At 29.9% G+C, this 16,894-nt stretch carries 20 protein-coding genes and 2 pseudogenes; 12 read left to right on the forward strand and 10 right to left on the reverse strand.

All coding sequences use genetic code 11. The annotated features are described in order from the left end of the window. Positions 1–82: 82 nt before the first annotated feature. Positions 83–307, reverse strand: a complete 225-nt coding sequence (locus MUA40_RS11640) for a hypothetical protein (RefSeq protein ID WP_167512896.1) — start codon at positions 305–307, stop codon at positions 83–85. Positions 308–321: 14 nt separating this feature from the next. Between MUA40_RS11640 and MUA40_RS11645 the strand changes: the two genes are divergently transcribed. The 9 genes and pseudogenes from MUA40_RS11645 (at position 322) to MUA40_RS11685 (ending at position 4,708) form a co-directional block, all read left to right on the forward strand. Next, on the forward strand, positions 322–483 hold the full coding sequence (locus tag MUA40_RS11645; RefSeq protein WP_228446226.1) for a hypothetical protein: 162 nt from the start codon (positions 322–324) through the stop codon (positions 481–483). A 107-nt stretch (positions 484–590) separates the two neighbouring features. Continuing rightward, the gene (locus tag MUA40_RS11650; RefSeq protein ID WP_323368676.1) at positions 591–815 is read left to right on the forward strand and encodes a hypothetical protein; all 225 of its coding nucleotides are present in this window, start codon (positions 591–593) and stop codon (positions 813–815) included. A gap of 101 nt (positions 816–916) precedes the next feature. Next, positions 917–1,255: pseudogene (locus MUA40_RS11655) on the forward strand (Msa family membrane protein); the annotation flags it as partial. A gap of 50 nt (positions 1,256–1,305) precedes the next feature. Next, positions 1,306–2,118 carry an ABC transporter ATP-binding protein gene (locus MUA40_RS11660; RefSeq protein ID WP_231371814.1) on the forward strand — a complete coding sequence of 271 codons (813 nt, stop codon included), beginning with the start codon at positions 1,306–1,308 and terminating at the stop codon, positions 2,116–2,118. Continuing rightward, positions 2,111–2,866, forward strand: a complete 756-nt coding sequence (locus tag MUA40_RS11665) for a hypothetical protein (protein ID WP_016425653.1) — start codon at positions 2,111–2,113, stop codon at positions 2,864–2,866. The genes MUA40_RS11660 and MUA40_RS11665 overlap by 8 nt, the downstream gene beginning before the upstream one ends. A gap of 9 nt (positions 2,867–2,875) precedes the next feature. Then, positions 2,876–3,052 (forward strand): VraH family peptide resistance protein, encoded by a 177-nt coding sequence (locus MUA40_RS11670; protein WP_016425654.1) that lies wholly within the window; start codon positions 2,876–2,878, stop codon positions 3,050–3,052. Positions 3,053–3,118: 66 nt separating this feature from the next. Then, complete coding sequence (locus tag MUA40_RS11675; protein ID WP_016425655.1) at positions 3,119–3,952, forward strand: CPBP family intramembrane glutamic endopeptidase; 834 nt, start codon at positions 3,119–3,121, stop codon at positions 3,950–3,952. 232 nt (positions 3,953–4,184) lie between these two features. Then, entirely contained in the window at positions 4,185–4,442 is a 258-nt protein-coding gene (locus tag MUA40_RS11680; protein WP_016425656.1) for a type II toxin-antitoxin system Phd/YefM family antitoxin, read from the forward strand. Next, positions 4,442–4,708: a Txe/YoeB family addiction module toxin gene (locus MUA40_RS11685; RefSeq protein ID WP_016425657.1), complete on the forward strand. Its 267-nt coding sequence runs from the start codon at positions 4,442–4,444 to the stop codon at positions 4,706–4,708. The genes MUA40_RS11680 and MUA40_RS11685 overlap by 1 nt, the downstream gene beginning before the upstream one ends. Positions 4,709–5,146: 438 nt before the next feature. Here the strand turns inward: MUA40_RS11685 and MUA40_RS12180 are convergent. Further along, positions 5,147–6,465, reverse strand: a pseudogene (locus MUA40_RS12180) (ISL3 family transposase). 128 nt (positions 6,466–6,593) lie between these two features. Here MUA40_RS12180 and MUA40_RS11700 point away from each other — a divergent pair. The 3 genes from MUA40_RS11700 (at position 6,594) to MUA40_RS11710 (ending at position 8,302) form a co-directional block, all read left to right on the forward strand. After that, a complete protein-coding gene (locus tag MUA40_RS11700; protein ID WP_394802127.1) occupies positions 6,594–7,289 on the forward strand; it encodes a 4'-phosphopantetheinyl transferase family protein in 696 nt (231 codons plus the stop codon). A 5-nt stretch (positions 7,290–7,294) separates the two neighbouring features. Next, the gene (locus tag MUA40_RS11705) at positions 7,295–7,795 is read left to right on the forward strand and encodes a MepB family protein (RefSeq protein ID WP_016425661.1); all 501 of its coding nucleotides are present in this window, start codon (positions 7,295–7,297) and stop codon (positions 7,793–7,795) included. A 144-nt stretch (positions 7,796–7,939) separates the two neighbouring features. Then, complete coding sequence (locus MUA40_RS11710; protein ID WP_016425662.1) at positions 7,940–8,302, forward strand: transposase; 363 nt, start codon at positions 7,940–7,942, stop codon at positions 8,300–8,302. Between the two features lie 203 nt (positions 8,303–8,505). On the opposite strand, the gene MUA40_RS11715 is transcribed toward MUA40_RS11710, so the two are convergent. From MUA40_RS11715 to MUA40_RS11750, 8 genes are all read right to left on the reverse strand, one after another. Continuing rightward, a complete protein-coding gene (locus MUA40_RS11715; protein ID WP_194368734.1) occupies positions 8,506–9,174 on the reverse strand; it encodes a saccharopine dehydrogenase NADP-binding domain-containing protein in 669 nt (222 codons plus the stop codon). 3 nt (positions 9,175–9,177) lie between these two features. Next, a complete protein-coding gene (locus MUA40_RS11720) occupies positions 9,178–10,911 on the reverse strand; it encodes an ABC transporter ATP-binding protein (protein ID WP_167732728.1) in 1,734 nt (577 codons plus the stop codon). Between the two features lie 34 nt (positions 10,912–10,945). Further along, entirely contained in the window at positions 10,946–12,700 is a 1,755-nt protein-coding gene (locus tag MUA40_RS11725; RefSeq protein WP_016425666.1) for an ABC transporter ATP-binding protein, read from the reverse strand. A 29-nt stretch (positions 12,701–12,729) separates the two neighbouring features. Beyond that, the gene (locus tag MUA40_RS11730) at positions 12,730–14,184 is read right to left on the reverse strand and encodes an ABC transporter ATP-binding protein (protein WP_126496495.1); all 1,455 of its coding nucleotides are present in this window, start codon (positions 14,182–14,184) and stop codon (positions 12,730–12,732) included. Continuing rightward, entirely contained in the window at positions 14,177–14,908 is a 732-nt protein-coding gene (locus MUA40_RS11735; protein WP_016425668.1) for an energy-coupling factor transporter transmembrane component T, read from the reverse strand. The genes MUA40_RS11730 and MUA40_RS11735 overlap by 8 nt, the downstream gene beginning before the upstream one ends. Continuing rightward, the gene (locus MUA40_RS11740; protein ID WP_016425669.1) at positions 14,905–15,483 is read right to left on the reverse strand and encodes an MptD family putative ECF transporter S component; all 579 of its coding nucleotides are present in this window, start codon (positions 15,481–15,483) and stop codon (positions 14,905–14,907) included. The genes MUA40_RS11735 and MUA40_RS11740 overlap by 4 nt, the downstream gene beginning before the upstream one ends. A gap of 26 nt (positions 15,484–15,509) precedes the next feature. Continuing rightward, positions 15,510–15,917, reverse strand: a complete 408-nt coding sequence (locus MUA40_RS11745) for a hypothetical protein (RefSeq protein WP_228480286.1) — start codon at positions 15,915–15,917, stop codon at positions 15,510–15,512. A gap of 66 nt (positions 15,918–15,983) precedes the next feature. Beyond that, positions 15,984–16,343 (reverse strand): thioesterase domain-containing protein, encoded by a 360-nt coding sequence (locus MUA40_RS11750; RefSeq protein WP_016425671.1) that lies wholly within the window; start codon positions 16,341–16,343, stop codon positions 15,984–15,986. Between the last annotated feature and the right edge of the window lie 551 nt (positions 16,344–16,894).

Here is a 16,894-nt window from a genome sequence, read left to right on the forward strand (position 1 = left end):
CCAAATTGAGACTATGATATTAAACCGATTTCTATCCTACAACGCATGATTATTTTAATCATTAAAGCACTATTGGGATACTCTAAGAGATAGAGCAACTGCCGTCTGAACAGTGACCAGAATTGTCATCAGTAGACAAATCTTCAAATTTCTTTTGTGTATTGATTTCGCTCCACGCTGTATTAATTGCACCTTCAAATGTTTCTAATGGTTGCGCACCTTTTACGACATATTTATCGTTAATTACGAAATAAGGGACCGCTTGTATACCATACAGTGGTTTTAACTGTTTTAGCTGGTATATCAATAAATTTTGGAGGATTGTTAGTATTATTTTTGCCAATCCAAAATTTAGGAAACTGGCAACTCATTATTCCAGCTGTTTTTATGATTATTGGATTTATAATACTACCTAAAATTATTATTGGTAAAATCATTGGTTTCAAATCTTATATTTATCAATCAATTTTTATCGTTTCATAATATACATAGTTATTGTATTTACCGTCTTTCTGTTTTGGTCGATTAAGTTAGAAAATATTATACAACCTTTTATAGTAGCAACTTGTGAAGAGTATCTTTTTAGGGGTATATTTTTTGCTATTCTTATAAGTAAATTTAGTAAATTAAAATCTTTTATAATAGGTTCTTTGATATTTGGTGTATTATTACATCTTAACGGTAATTTTATAGAAAATATTATACTTAAATTTCCTTCTGGAATTTTATTGTATATTATAGCCGATAAATTAGGGTTACAAGAGTCCATATTATTCCACTGGTTACATAATATAATTGTGTCAGAATTCATATAAGGGATGTTTAAAATGACAAAAAAACAATGTTTATACTCTTAGGTAATATTATTATTTTTTCTTTTGGAATGATTTACAATTTATAATTAGGATTATTAGGCTTTATCATTTTAGCTTATATTTCTCCACTTTTACTTAACGGTATTGTTAATATCTTGGGAAAAGAGAGAAACCGTTTGAAATATAATTTAATATATTCTGGTATAACAACGATTTGCTATTTTATTTTTAGTGTATATTTTATATCTAGACCAGAGTTTCCTGAATTTGTTTCAGAAAATAGTAGAGAAACCGGAAGTGTTTCTATACAAATAAATACTGAGTTAGCAAATATAGATCAATTAATATTTGTGTTTTTATTGAATTTTGTAATTCTATTCTTAATTGATTTATCAAAAAGAAAGAAGGGCGAAAATGATACAAGTAAAGAATGTAAGTAAAAAATTCAAAAAAAAATGAAATATACTCACTGAAAGATATAAATTTCTCCGTGGATGTTGGAGAAATAGTAGGCTTGATAGGGAAAAACGGAGCAGGAAAAACAACTTTGATGAAATTAATAGCTAAAGCTATAAAACCTACTGATGGGGATATTTTTATAAATGATAAAAGTATTTTAAAAAAGAATAATTCTCTAAAAGAAGTAGGTTTTATGATAGAGGGTTCAATTTTTAATCATTTATCAGCTATAGAGCATTTAAAATTTTTTATAAAGTTAAATGGAAAAAAGGAAGATTATAATAATATTGAAGAAGTACTAAAATTAGTAGATCTTTGGGAAAAAAAAGATAGGAATCCTAATAGTTTCTCTTTTGGAATGAAACAAAGATTATCTCTAGCTATTTGCTTAGTTACTCAACCTAAACTGCTAATATTAGATGAACCTTTTGTTGGTTTGGATCCTAATGGTGTTGATAAATTAATTCAAACATTAAAAAAATGGGTTGAAAAAAAAGATACAGCAATTATAATTTCTAGTCATCAATTAAGTGAGTTAGAAGAAATTTGTACGAGATACCTTTTTATAGACAATGGGTTATTAAAAGAAGATTTTGATAGCCAAAAGGAAAATACAACTTTAATAGAATTAGATGCTGAGTTCAATCATAAAGAAATATTTCGTGAAAAATATGGAAATGATATCGCTAGTACTAATAATAAACGAATTATCGAAGTTAATAACAAAAATGGAATATTATCCGACTTACTGGTTGATCTAACAAAAGAATATAAGATATTGAGCATTAAAGAAAAGAAAGATTTAATCCAACAAAAATTCAAAGGAGACAATAATTATGAATAAATTTCAGCCTATACTACAAAATTTATTAAAAATGAAAGTATCATGGTTATATTTATTTTTTGGTTTGTTCCCTTTGATATTATTCATAGTGGCTTTTTTTAATACTAATTTCATGCAAATAAGTGGTGAAAAAAATTCGCTGAGTTTTATAGAGTTTTTCTCATCAGTTTTTGTAATACAAAATAATGCAGTCATACCGTTAATTATATTGACCTATATCATTGGATTGAAGTTCTACTCAGAAAAAGAAAAAGGGCAACTATATTTTTATAAAGACTTGTCCAGAAGTGGTATTTTTAACAGTAAATTGCTTTCAATAATTACGTTGTATATTATATTTGTGATTGTATTATTCTTAAGTTCTCTATTTTTGTATTATTTTCATATTACTTCAATGGACTTAGCGTCAAATGAATTTTGGCCTAAAACTACAGAAGATTTACAATATGTGATAATAGAATTTTTTGGTGTATTATTTTTACAAATAATATGTATATTTTTGGCAGTTCTATTATCTATAAATCTTCCCAATGGATATACTATATTAGGCGTATTAGCTTTCTTTATTGTTAGCTCAATAGCCCCTTTTTTAAAGTCACTAAAGTATATCTTCCCTAATGGATATCAAGAAAATCTAACATCTCAAAATTTCAACAGTATTTTCCTTATTATTACAATTATTTTCGCGATATATATATGCGTATTTTATATAATTGGTATCTATCAATATAAAAAAATGGAATTTTAGGAGAGTCAAATGAAAGTCAAAGAATTTTTGGAAAGTTTTAAGAATAATTTATTAAATATGAAAATCAAATCGAAGTCATTTTTCTTAATGATTATAGCAATGATAATATTAAGTATGATTTTTACTCCTTTTATAGGTATTCCAGCTGGTTTAGTTATAGGTGTATATACATTTGAAAATGATTAATAATAAAAATGGCGGTCTATTAGTATTTACTTATAGATTCGTTTTTTAATTGTAGGAGGAAAAAACTTGAAGCAAGCTTTAAAAGTAATTATTAATTGTTTAAGTGCATTATTTATAATGACTTTAATAAATGGATTCGCCCCTTTAATTGGTATAATTCCATTTATCGGTATGGAAGATTTAGGATATACACTTTCTCATTTATTAATATTAATATTAACATTTTTGTTTGTTTATTGTTGTATAACAAAAGGAATTAGAACAAATTTATCAGATTATCGTATTACAAAACCTTATTTGAAAAGAGAATGGTTTTTTTTAGGGATTATAGCCTTAATTATTATGTATTCAGGCTTTTTTATTATAACTAATGGTGTGTGGAGAAGTTGTAATATCAGTAATATTCCTATTTTTATCACTGTCATTATAATTACTTCCCTGAGTACATCTATAGCTGAAGAGCTATTTTTTAGAGGACTTTTATTAGGTTATATCGAAAGACGTATTAATATTTATTGGGGTTTAATAATAAGTTCTGCTTTATTTAGTGTGGTTCATATTATGAATGGCAATTTTGATTTGCAAAATATAATACAAATTAGCATTGGTATTTTTATTGCTGGCTTATGTTATGGATTATTAACAATTTATTATAAAACGATATGGTCTTCTATTGTAATTCATTTTTTGTTTGATATCACACAATTGTTTGATATAACTACAAAGCAAAGTAATCAAAGTGTAATGGAGTATGTGTATAGTAATTCTAATCAATTAATAACAGGTGGGCAATATGGATCAACTGTATCTATAATCACTATATCATCATTTATAGTTATAGCACTTTATATAATTTATAAAATGAATAAACTATACAAAACAACTACCCATAATCGTTAATTATGTAAACCACTTTTTCGGGCAAAATGTTGTTATATCAACGTTTTAATGACTTAACGAAAAGGTGGTTTTATTCATGAAATATACATCGTTGATTTGACGGGCTTTTGACCCATAACCATAGGTTAGCACTTTGTATTTTTATTCAAATTTTAAAGAGAAACACTATATCATTTGACGTACGTAAAAGCGTACGTTATAATATAAGTATACTAATCAAGGAAGTGATTTTATGAATATCAAAACACCTACAAATGCCAGAAAAGAATTTTATGAATTATTAAAACATGTAAATGTTAATCATGAGCCAGTTATTATAAGTGGTTCTAAAAGTGAAAATAACGCAGTTATTGTAAGTCAAAAAGATTGGAATAGTATTCAAGAAACGTTGTTTCTTGAATCAACTGGCACTATGGATAAAGTGAGAAAACGTGAAAAGGATGATAGTGGTTATACAAATATTGAAGATTTAGATTGGGGTAACTTGTAATGAGTTATTACAGCGTCTTGATTAAAAATTCAGCTAAAAGTGATTTGAAAAAAATCAACAAATCGCACCTCAAAGAACAATTTTTAAATGTTGTTGAAACTTTAAAAATTGATCCTTATGAACCTAGTCAATCTTTTGAAAAGTTACAACCAAAGCATTTAGGACGTTATTCAAGACGTATTAATCATCAGCATAGAGTTGTTTATACGGTTGATGATGAAAAGAGAGAGGTTTATATATTTTCTACTTGGTCGCATTATGAGTAAAAAATATGCGACCAAAAACTATGAATTAGCTTTTTTTGTGACCTTTATATTACTTGCAAATATATCGGCAGAAGAATATAATATAAATTGTTAAATTAAAAAAATAGAGACTTGATAAGCACAGCAAATATAAATGTTGGTAGCATTTATATTGCTTACGTATCAACGTTACCGAACCTAACGCTAAAACGATTACTTACTAAGCCTCATTAATAACTATAATTGTATAGGTATTAATAGGATATATCAAGTAATTAAATCGGTTTAGTAAACCGATTTTTATATAATTTGAGTTAAGGACTGGTAACGATTACGTTATCAGTCCTTTTTTGTCCGACAATTAAATAGATACCATAGGTGTTACGCGGGAGTCACCACCTAAGCATATGCTTAATTTATAGGTTCTTTGTCAACGTCGGTTGGCGAGACGATAACGCATCAAGCAACGTTATTTTGTTGTTTAATGCGTTTTTTATATTCACTTACAAATACCTTGGAAATGATTAAGATTCGATTCCTAAAATTCCAGATATTTCTATAACCATAAGAAACCCGTTTAATCAGTTTTATTTTATTATTAATGCCCTCAATTGGCCCATTCGTTAAATGTGGATAACGCATCGTATTTGAGATATAGGGCAAGTATTTGATGAATGTTTGAATGACACGCTTGAGTCCTTGTGAAATATCTTTTGTCTTTGAATCCTGTAAGATGAACCGTAATTGCTGGATATCGTTTGATTTCAGAGCACTTAAAAGACGATGCCCCGTTTCATATGTCTCTTTGAGCCTCTCATCAAGCCCCAATAAATACTGAACTAAACTGTATTGACTCTGCCAAGACTTAAAAAGTCTGTATGACTGATATATCATTCGATCTAAATCTAAGGGCGCTTTTAATAGTAACTTCCAATAACGCTTTAATTTATTATATTGAGGTCTATCTTTTGTCCTAAAACCATTCATAACTTGAACTCGGCATCGATTGATTTCACGATTGATAGCCTGCACGATATGAAAGCGATCCATAATTATCTCCGCATGAGGAAATAAGTCTTGAATGAGTGCGATATAAGGTGGAAACATATCTATAGAGATGGTTTTAACCTTTTCACGTTGCTTTCTAGAGAACTTTAAAGATAGGCTTCTCATTTATGTTTGCGACGATCAGGTAAAATATCGATGATATCATGGGTTACACTATCACAGTAAATAAAGCTCATCGCACCTTTGACATCTTCCGTTGATTTGAATTCGTCAAAAGCTAAGTGCTCAGCTAAAACATGATGTGCCTGCGTCTTCACCGAATCACTTACCTCTTTTAAATGGCGATGGACAGTTGAAGGTGATACACATAGACTTTCAGCGACATCCTTTTCAGAGATGACTTTAGATAGTTTCCGGATCATCATGCATTTGACCTCATTTGAGATGGTACATCGGGGTTGAATATAGGGTGTTTGAGCTGTAAAGGTTTGTTGACAAGCTTTACAGTAAAAGCGCTGTTTCTTCAATTTTAAATAGGCAGGTCTTTCAAAAATTAATCCCATATAAACTTTCGTTTTACGAAAGCCATGTTTAATAATTAAATGTGCATCATTTTTAATTCCACAACACGCACAAGCACTGGGATGATATGTCAATTGGCCTTCGTATAATAATGCCTTTACGTTTTTATGTACATGTAATCCTAAATTTTGAGTGATTTTTAAATTTTTGACTTTAATTCCAAGCATTTCTGATATATCATTATACATAGGCACAATATCTCCTTAATGGTTTGTTTAGTCACTTACAATTATAGAGATATTTGTGCTTTTTTAATATCAAAAATTAAAATAACGGTCAGTGAATATTTCGCCAACCGTTAAAAATATACAACCAAATATTTTCTTTAAAACTACCTAACAAATTCAGTTCCGAAAATTTCAAATTTGCTATAAATAACATCTCTGATTCTAAAAGAAAAACTATAGAAAGATATATCTATAAAAATGATCGATTAAGATCTTTACTTTCTGATTTACTAATTAGATATATAGTTATGAATAAATTTAATCTTAAAAATGATGACTTAGTATTTTGTAGTAACAAATATGGAAAACCGTTTTTAAAAAATAGTTCTGATTTTCACTATAATATATTTCATTCAGGTAAATGGATAATTTGTACTATTCACTCCCAGAAAATTGGTGTAGATATAGAAAAAGTCAGATATTTAGACTTTAATATTCTAATTCAATCATTTTCTAAATATGAAAAATCTTACTTTACTAATGCCGGAGAAGATGACATTAGTAAAACATTTTTCTATATATGGACATTAAAAGAGAGCTATGTAAAAGCTTTAGGTAAAGGCCTTTACATTCCATTAAACTCTTTTACAATAAAAAATCGCTTTTTAGAGAATGACATATCAGTTTACACTAATTATTATGATAACAATTTTTATTTTAAAAAGTATCATTATGATAATTACATATTTTCTGTGTGTTCAAAAGTAAATGAATTCCCTACTTCTATTAATGAAATTGAAATAGAAGATATTTTAAGACATAAGAATTTCAATAGAAAGGAATAAGTATTATGAATGACACTTATATCTCAAAGGAATTAGTAATCTCTGTTATAAATGTAATAAGTAACTTGTCTTTAACGAATATTAAAATTGATAACTTGAACTCTGATTACGAAGCGTTTACTTTTGAGTCAGATAAATTAACTTTTAAAAGTAGATTAGCCAAAAAAACACCAAAAAAAAAAGGATATTTTGTTGCTTTTTGGCGAAAAAATGAATGTAATGTGAATATCCCTTTTGATTATGATACAACAGAAGATATATTAATCATAAATATTATAGACAATGAAAAAATAGGTCAGTTCATATTTCCTAAAAATATTTTGAAAGAAAAAGGAGTTATAAAATCAAATAAAGCTAAAGGTAAAATGGCAATGCGTGTTTATCCGAGCTGGGTTTCAAATTTAAATCCTACTGCTAAAAGCACACAAAAATGGCAAACGAAATACTTTGTAGATCTCTCAAATGACTTTAACGAAGAAAAACTATACTCTTTGTATTTTAGATGATAAACAACAAAACATTATGTTTTTATTAAGAGAGTAACTATTGTAAATGGCGGTATAAAATATATAATCATGTCTTAACTCAATCTTTGAATGGAGGTTGTTTGACTGAGACATGATATATACGAAGGAGTGTTATTTTACATTATGAAAGGCATAAAACCAAATTACGCTGAGCTGGCTAGACAATATCATTGCTATCCAAGGACAGTTAAAAAATATTATGAAGCTGGGAAAGGCAATGAGTTGAAAAAATTAAAAACAAGGAAAACGACAAAGAGAGTATCAAAATTAGAACCCTATAAAACGCTCATAGACGAAAAATTAGAGTTAGGTTGTACGGCTATGGCGATTTATAAATATATTTCTAAAAAAGGATATGAAGGCAAGTATACGATTCTAAGAGAATATTGTAAGAAAAAGAAAGAAAAGGAAATTAAAAAAGCAACTATACGGGTAGAAAAACGCCCTGGTATAGCTGCTCAAGTAGACTGGAAAGAAAGATATTGAATTGATAAATTTGGGAAACGTTATCAATTCAATATCTTTCTTTCATTTCTTTCAGCTTTGGTAAGTCTGAAAGGCTTTTAATTTTAATGTCTGTATCTATTTTGACTGTATAATTCATAATTTCACCTCAATCAAATTATGATAAAAACAGTCATTTTTGTACATACTTATTCAAGCGAGAGTGTACATTTTTAAATTAGCATTTATACGGTATTTTGCTTTATGCAATTGATAAAATGATGATTGATAATGGGCACACAATTAAATGGTCGTTCATTATCCATTAAGTTAGCTTCTTTCATCATATAATCTAAACGTTCAAGATTACCGTTTTTAATGTACATTTGACTATACGAATATGGCGGTTCCGATGTTTCAATCATTTCAAGGACCGCTGATTTTGATAATTTGCCAACACCTGAAAAGTATAATTCTAATTCATCAACATTCGAACACGCTTTACAATATGCAATCAGCACTTCTGTTAATCCTGGATTTACACCAACAAATTGTACTGCACTTAACCGTTTTGCCTTCAATTGTTCATCCAATTCCACTTCACTTTGAGCTAAATTTAACTCACCAGAAGTATCAACATAGTGCGCATGATATTCTAAACAACACTCTATAATATTTTTATTGTAATAACCTGTACAATTCACAACAATATCGCATCCGTTAATAAATTGTTTTAAATCGTCTGCACTATATAAACTTACTGTTACATATTCAATTTGATGATGTTCTAATTTGGTAAAGTTCTCAGTTCTTGTACTGACTTTAATTTGCATATTTTTATGTTCAGATAATAACTTCGTTAACCTAATACCTAGTGCACCATTTCCACCTAAAATGCCAATTTGTTTACTCATACTCTACAATCTCCAACCTTCTGATTGTGTCTTGATTTCGATGAAGTTCTGATAAGTTCCTGCTTGATTCACAAGTGTTTCGTGATCACCTTTTTGAATGATTTTTCCTTCGTTTAATACGATGATTTCATTGGCATTTTTAATTGTTCCAATTTTATGTGCGATTGTGATAACTGTTTTGCCTTTGCTTAATTCATCAATGGCACTTTGTATGAGATGTTCATTTTCTGGATCAATACTCGCAGTTGCTTCATCTAGAATGATGATAGGTGCATCTTTTAATATTGCCCTTGCGATAGAGATACGTTGTTTTTCTCCACCAGATAAATTATTCCCTTTCTCATTGACCATTGTTTGATAGCCATCCGGTAGTGACATGATAAAGTCATGACAGCATGCTTGTTTCGCAGCTGCGATAACTTCTTCTTTAGTTGCATCTGGCTTACCGTATAAAATGTTATTTTCGATTGTATCATTAAATAAGTAGACCTTTTGAAAAACCGCACTAATATGCGACATCAGCGTACTAAGTGTCATATCTCGGATATCGACGCCACCTAATCGAATCGTACCTTCGTCTACATCATAAAATCTTAACAATAAATGACATAGCGTAGACTTACCGCTTCCTGATGGTCCAATGATCGCTGTAGATGTTTGCGTTCCTACTTTAAAGTTCACATCATTAATCACGCGATGCTCACCATAAGAGAAGCTGACATGATCAAATTCAATATCAAAGTTATCGATTTCAATATCTCTTCCTGTTTCATCTAATATAGGTGCTTTCTTAATTTCTTCAATATCATTTAATGTCATATCAATCATCTCTAATACGTGTGCTGCACTGTTTACATTCTCCACACTTTCAAATATCACAAATGAAAATATTGAAATCATAATGAGCGTTGGTAAATCCATGCTTTGATTGATATATAATAAGCATGCCATTAAGACAATAACGATAGAGACTATCTTTAAGCTCAATAAATGTAATAAATTAAAAGGTATATATTGTAATTCAATTTTTGTATTCACGCGTTGACTTTCATCTACTGCTTTGTTAAAACTTTGAAGACTTGTATTTTCTTTTGAGAATGATTTAATTACTTGAATACCTCGAACAACTTCTAGCACTTTCTCAACAAGTTGATTTTGAACATGATGATAATGAGGCGCGTTTTGATGACTTTTCTTTTCTAATAAATGAATGCAAAGTAGAGATAGAACTACACCCACGAGTGCTAATAGTGACACTTCCCAAGACACAACTAAAAGCGACAAAATTAATACAATAATTAATATATAGCCGTTTACGACAATATCGATCATCTTCATTGCATAATTTTCTAAGAATGTTAAATCTGTTGTAACAACTGTTGCAAGTTCATTTGTTTGATGGTCTTCAAAATACCCTAGTCTTACGTTCTTAAGTTTATCACCAATATTTAAACGTTCTTTAGCACTCATTTCATAGGCAATACTTTCTTGAAGTCTATTCTTTAAATAAGCTGTCACAAATCTTGCTAATACTAATAAAATCATGATGCCTAACACACTCATAATTTCATACATTTCAATTTGTTTATGAGATAGCACACGGTTAAACACTTGGGCAGCTAAGAAGATTGGTAAGGCGATAAAAATAGAATTAATAAATGACATTACAAATCCTAAAATCATTCTTGATCTATAAGGTGTCGCCCACTTTAAAATCTTAAATGTAATCTGAAACATGTTAATCCTCCTTTATATTTGAATGTATTACAAATTAAGAAGAGACCCCCCAATCTTTCGCACCGATGTGCATATCCCACATGCATTTATAGTGACCATTCATATTCAATAATCTTGCATGGTCACCTTTTTCAAGAATTTGTTGATGACCTAACACAATAATTTGATCTGCTTGTTTAATGGTAGATAATCGATGGGCAATAACAATGAGCGTCTTATTTTGAGTTAAAGCATTTAATGCAGCTTGAATTTTTTGTTCATTATCTGGGTCGACATAAGCTGTCGCTTCATCTAATACAATAATCGGTGCATCTTTCAAGATCATTCTCGCTATTGTGACACGTTGTTTTTCACCGCCCGATAATTTATCACCAACTGAACCTACATTCGTATCATAGCCCTCTGGCATTTTCGTAATAAATTCATGACATTGCGCTAATTTAGCCGCTTCTTCAACCGCTTCATCTGATGCTTCCGGATTACCTAATTTAATATTTTCTTTAAACGTAAGATTTAATAAGAAGTTATCTTGCCCGACAAAACCAACTAATTCGTTCAGTTTCTTAGGTTCAATATCTTTAATATTTACGCCACCGATATCAATTTCACCGGACGTTACATCCCAGAATCTTGATAGTAATTTCGCAATCGTAGACTTACCACTACCAGATGCACCAACAATTGCTGTAAAAGTCTTCTCTGGAATAACAAACGACAAATGATTAAATACTAAGTTATCTTTGTCATTTGAATAAGAGAACCCAACATCATTAAATGTGATTTGATGATTTTTAGGGTCTTTAAATGATTTCGAGACTTCAAGTTCTTCTAAATTCAATACTTGGCGTACTTCTGTAATCGCATATTGGATTGATTTTAATTGATTAACATAATTCGTAAAGTTCTTGATTGGTGCGACAACACCTAAAGACAGTACTAAGCAAATAAAAAATTCTGCATAGTTCAACTGGTCAATTGAAATCAAATACATACCTAGTGGTAGCACACCTAGAAAAGTCGAAGGAAGAATACTTGCACCTAAGTTCATATAGCCCCATGTACTTTTAAACCAATTTAAAGTATGTATCTTATACGCACTAACAGCATCTTTATATTTTTTATAAGAATTTTGAGATTGATTAAATGTTTTAATAACTTCTATACCTTCAATGTATTCAACAATTGAGCTATTCATGTAATTATTCGATGCCATTTGTTCTTCGTATGTCTCATTAAATCCAGACATTAATTTTTTAAAAGCAAAAAATGCAATCGGCACCGTAATCAACATGGCACAAGCCATACGCCAATCGATAATAACGATATAAACAAATATAGAAATAGACAGTAATAAATTACCTACTACTTCTGGAATAATATGCGCTAACGGTAATTCAATCGTTTCTACTTTATCGACAAATATACTTTTAAGTTCACCAATTTTTTTAGATTCTACAACACCTAAAGGTAAACGCATTAATTTATGTGCCAATTGCTTTCTAATATTAGATAAAATATCATAAGCCGTCACATGCGATAACATCGTCGAACTTCCGAAACAAATAACCTGTATCACATAAGCACCAACTGCGATACTTATATAATAAATAACTTGATTCATCTCTGTATTTCCATCAATCATTAATAGTATGATTTTATATACCGTCCAATAAGGCACTAATCCTGAAAACACACTAATAATAGACAATACAATAGATAAAACAATCTTCCATTTAGCATCTTGTCCAAATACGAGTAATGATTTTATCCAATGTTCATCGGTGTTCATACTTTACTGACTCCTCTCATTGATGCGAATTATACATCGAAATAATGATTCAATTGATCGATGCCTTGATGATTCAATGCGAACTGATTAATAAGACGACCATCTCCAAAATGTAAGACATATGTACAAATCTCTAATATCAATGATTTATCATGTGTAATGATAAAGATTTGCTTTCCTTTGTCATGGATGTCGTTAATTATTTTCGCGACTTTTTTCATATGATATAAATCCAGCCCTGAAGTAGGTTCATCAAATATAATGATTTCCTTAGCACTCAATATTGCCGTAGCAATGGCCATTCTTTGTTTTTCTCCACCAGAAAGTGACAATGGATGTTCATGCTTTTTATCTAACAAATTCATACTTGCTAACATGTCATCAACTTGTGTATCTGTTACTTGCACATTTAAAAGCTGTAATTCTTGTTCTAAGCTTTCCGTAAATAATTGTGTGTTTACATCTTGGAAAACCATATAGCTCTGCTTTAATAATTGTTTCTGTTTGAGTCGCTTCTCGTCATATGTCACATGTCCTTGAAAATCCTTCAGCAAACCACATAAACATTTAGCAAAGGTCGATTTACCACTTCCGTTATCGCCGATAATCGCGACTACTTCACCTTTTGGTATGGCTATTTCATTCACATCTAATTGTTTCTCTTTATTAAATTTGTCATAAGTATAAGTAAAATTATGCATTTCCATGACACGATCACCAAACTGTGGCTCATGTTGTAATCGTTCCTCTTGCCCGTATCGAATACCCATGTTTTCAAGTTCATCACAATCTAGTGATTTAAATGAATCTATAGAAAAATGGGCATGTAACGAGCCATGTTCCATATAATAGACGCTATCTGTCTCATCCATAATATAATCCAAACGATGTTCTATCAGCACGACCGTTTTACCGCGTTCTTTTAAATAAGAAATCATTTCTTTTAATTTCTTAATGCTATACATATCTAAATTTGAAGATGGCTCATCTAATACGACAACATCTGGATTAGTAATAAGCACTGTCGCACATGCAATGATTTGTTTTTCGCCACCTGATAACTCAAATATGTTACGATCTAATAAATGCTCAATTTTGAACTGGTTCATAATTGTTTTTATCTTTTCAATGATGACCGTTTTATCAATACCTTGATTTTCTAAATTAAACGCAAGCTCACTTGTCGTATCAACGTTATAAAATTGCGTCTTCGGATTTTGAAATACACTACCAACCATTTGTGATAATTGATACATCTCAATTTCCGATATATTGCATCCATCCAAGTATACATGCCCACTCATATAACCAGGTTGAACTTTAGGAATTAAGCCGTTTATCAATTTAGCAACGGTAGACTTCCCGCTACCTGATTTACCACAGAACACGACTAATTCACCTTGTTTAATTTGAAGCGAGACATTTTGAATAGCTGGTTCTTCTGAAGAAGCATAGTTGAAAGTTACATTATCAAATTTAATCATTAAACAACTTCTCCTTAAAATAAATAATCCATAATATCACCATGATAATGATTAACAATATATCAAGTAGTTTAAACTTCACGACGAATACATTCGTCCGTTTAAATGGAGAATCAATTCCTCTTGTCATCGCTGTAAAAGAAAGATCATTTCCTATTTGAACAACGGATATAATAAGCGGAATCATTCTATACTCGATTATTTTAAAAAAATGATTCGAAAAGTTAATACCTCTCATTTTCATGGCATAATTAATATTCCGATATTCCTCAGCAATCGTCGGGAAAAATCTAAAAATCACGGATATTGGAATGATAATATTTCTAGGTAATTTCATTTTTTCCATAGTTGCTATAAATTCACTTACTTTTGTAGAGAATAAAGTGTAGTAACCAACGATAAAACCAGGAAACATATTCATAAATATTCCAACAAATGCAAGAAGAATAAATTTAATCATGCCTTCTGTATGAGGAATAACCCAATATTGAATGCCTATCAACACCAAAAAAGTAACCGCACATTTAATAAATAAACTGATCTTATGAATAGATAATAATAATGCGAGTGAAAACAACGTTAAACATACTCTTAAAATACTTTGCGAACTACCACTTGATATTAAAATCGTACTTATCGTGATCGTTAAAGCGATCTTAGTTCTAGGGTCTAATTTTGCGACAATGTTCCTATGATCTTTCAATGAACCAACAACCGTCTTCAAACAAGTCCCGCCTTTTTAAAATGTTTACTAAACATTTTCTTACCTAACCATGCACCAACAAGACCACCAAGCATTGTCAAAATAAACATCACAGGTAATGTCCATAAAGGTGTAATAGATTCCAAAACATTTACGTAATCTTGACCATAAGACTTCCCGACCTCTTTAAAGTATTGATCTCTTGCAATAAACATTCTTACGACAAATCCCATCATCCAAAACGAGAAAATAGCATAGCCCCACGCAATTGATTTCCACTCTTTATATCCACCAGATTTCATAATGAAGTCACCAATCAAACCGAAGATAATGCCAAACGGAATCATAATTAAGCCACTGCCCATCACTGTAAAAGCAACCCCTAAAATCGTTCCAGTCAATGTCACCATACCAAATTTATCTATCTTCATAACATATAAAATAAACGGAATACCGCATACAATCGGACAAATGAACCCTAGAAACGGTATTAAAAATGGTATGTAACCAATCATAAAAGTAACAAAGGACACTACTAAATAAATCGCTGTAAAAATACCTACTGTAATTAAGTCTTTAACTGATAATTTATTCATAATCTAACTCCCCGTCTGTTAAAATTTTATATTAATAATTTTGCAACATATGACGCATACTCTTTATCGTCAACACAATTATAATGATTACCAGGTATAGGTATTTCAGTGAAATCACCTATACAACAATTTTGCCAAAATTCATTACTATCTTGTGCTGGTAACAAATCAGAACCATCTTCTTGTGCTTTCAAATAAGTTACATCACCTATATATGTAGTAGGTGTCATATGTGCCCCTTCCCAACTTGCCATTTGTGTTTTATATGAAGAAATTAAGAAATCTGTGTTGACTGTATTATCACCATCCTTTTTAGAATCAATAACTTCAGTATATTTTTCAAATCGTTCATTAAAAGATTTGTATTTAAAAAATTGTTCTAACTCTATTTTTAATTCATCTTCTTCACCGTACTGTTTGATAATGAAATTCAATAAATCGTATTCTGCATCAGTTTCAATATTAGAATACATGGCTCTAATACTATCGTTTAGTTTGTTTTAATCAATGGTTGGTAATACATCTTTAATCGTAATAAAGTGAGTTTGGATAAATGCCATTTCTGAAACCATATAATCGATTTCTGATAGCGGTGATGGTGAAGTATCAATTAAAGTAACATTGTCAACATCGACATCACTAAGCATGAGCATACTTGCTACTTCCATAGCGATTAAACCTCCCGAACAGTAACCCACTAAGTGAACAGATTTATATCCTGATTCTTCGATAAGATCTGCATACTCTTCACTAATTTTCTTAACGAGTTGATGTTTCTCTATATGACAATATTTTTCTTGGTCTTGAATTGTAATACCTGCAATAGCATCTCGATCGTTAGTTTTTAATTCATCAAGCATTTCTTCATAAATTTCACTAACTAATCTATATTAGTTATAGGTCGTTCTCCAAATCGACTTTATCTTCCTGGATAAAGAATACGCAACACATTAAAACCCTTAAAAGAAAGGGTCCAATTCTTATAAATATTGGACCCACCGCCTGCAAATGGAAATAAAATAATAGATTTATCAAATTCATTATGGTTGTCGATCAAATATTTATTCAATAAAACATCCACTCCTCATGTCATTTGTTATTATTTTTAGAATCTTACATGATTATGATACATTAACTGATAATCATTATCAATGGACATCTATGTAAAAAAATTCCAAACTATCAGAAATTAATAATTAAATATTTAATTATCATATAATATAAATATACTAATAGATTATATAGATATATCGTTAACCATTATATATATATATATTATATCTATATCATCTAAAATTACATTGGTCACCAGAACAAATCGTTGAACGTTTATTTCAAAATTAAATTTGTTTTAAAACTATTTATAGATTTCCACTTTATTTGATATATGTGAATGATTTCACCTAATAAA

Source organism: Staphylococcus schleiferi (genome assembly GCF_025558325.1).
GTDB classification, from domain to species: Bacteria; Bacillota; Bacilli; order Staphylococcales; family Staphylococcaceae; genus Staphylococcus; species Staphylococcus schleiferi.

What these genes read in the sequence shown, in the direction of transcription:
- MUA40_RS11750 (WP_016425671.1), bottom strand. Translation starts at nt 16,343, where the DNA reads ATGCTTGATGAATTAAAAACTAACGATCGAGATGCTATTGCAGGTATT.
- MUA40_RS11715 (WP_194368734.1), bottom strand. Translation starts at nt 9,174, where the DNA reads ATGAGTAAACAAATTGGCATTTTAGGTGGAAATGGTGCACTAGGTATT.
- MUA40_RS11740 (WP_016425669.1), bottom strand. Translation starts at nt 15,483, where the DNA reads ATGAATAAATTATCAGTTAAAGACTTAATTACAGTAGGTATTTTTACA.
- MUA40_RS11720 (WP_167732728.1), bottom strand. Translation starts at nt 10,911, where the DNA reads ATGTTTCAGATTACATTTAAGATTTTAAAGTGGGCGACACCTTATAGA.
- MUA40_RS11665 (WP_016425653.1), top strand. Translation starts at nt 2,111, where the DNA reads ATGAATAAATTTCAGCCTATACTACAAAATTTATTAAAAATGAAAGTA.
- MUA40_RS11685 (WP_016425657.1), top strand. Translation starts at nt 4,442, where the DNA reads ATGAGTTATTACAGCGTCTTGATTAAAAATTCAGCTAAAAGTGATTTG.
- MUA40_RS11670 (WP_016425654.1), top strand. Translation starts at nt 2,876, where the DNA reads ATGAAAGTCAAAGAATTTTTGGAAAGTTTTAAGAATAATTTATTAAAT.
- MUA40_RS11680 (WP_016425656.1), top strand. Translation starts at nt 4,185, where the DNA reads ATGAATATCAAAACACCTACAAATGCCAGAAAAGAATTTTATGAATTA.
- MUA40_RS11730 (WP_126496495.1), bottom strand. Translation starts at nt 14,184, where the DNA reads ATGATTAAATTTGATAATGTAACTTTCAACTATGCTTCTTCAGAAGAA.
- MUA40_RS11710 (WP_016425662.1), top strand. Translation starts at nt 7,940, where the DNA reads ATGAAAGGCATAAAACCAAATTACGCTGAGCTGGCTAGACAATATCAT.
- MUA40_RS11705 (WP_016425661.1), top strand. Translation starts at nt 7,295, where the DNA reads ATGAATGACACTTATATCTCAAAGGAATTAGTAATCTCTGTTATAAAT.
- MUA40_RS11725 (WP_016425666.1), bottom strand. Translation starts at nt 12,700, where the DNA reads ATGAACACCGATGAACATTGGATAAAATCATTACTCGTATTTGGACAA.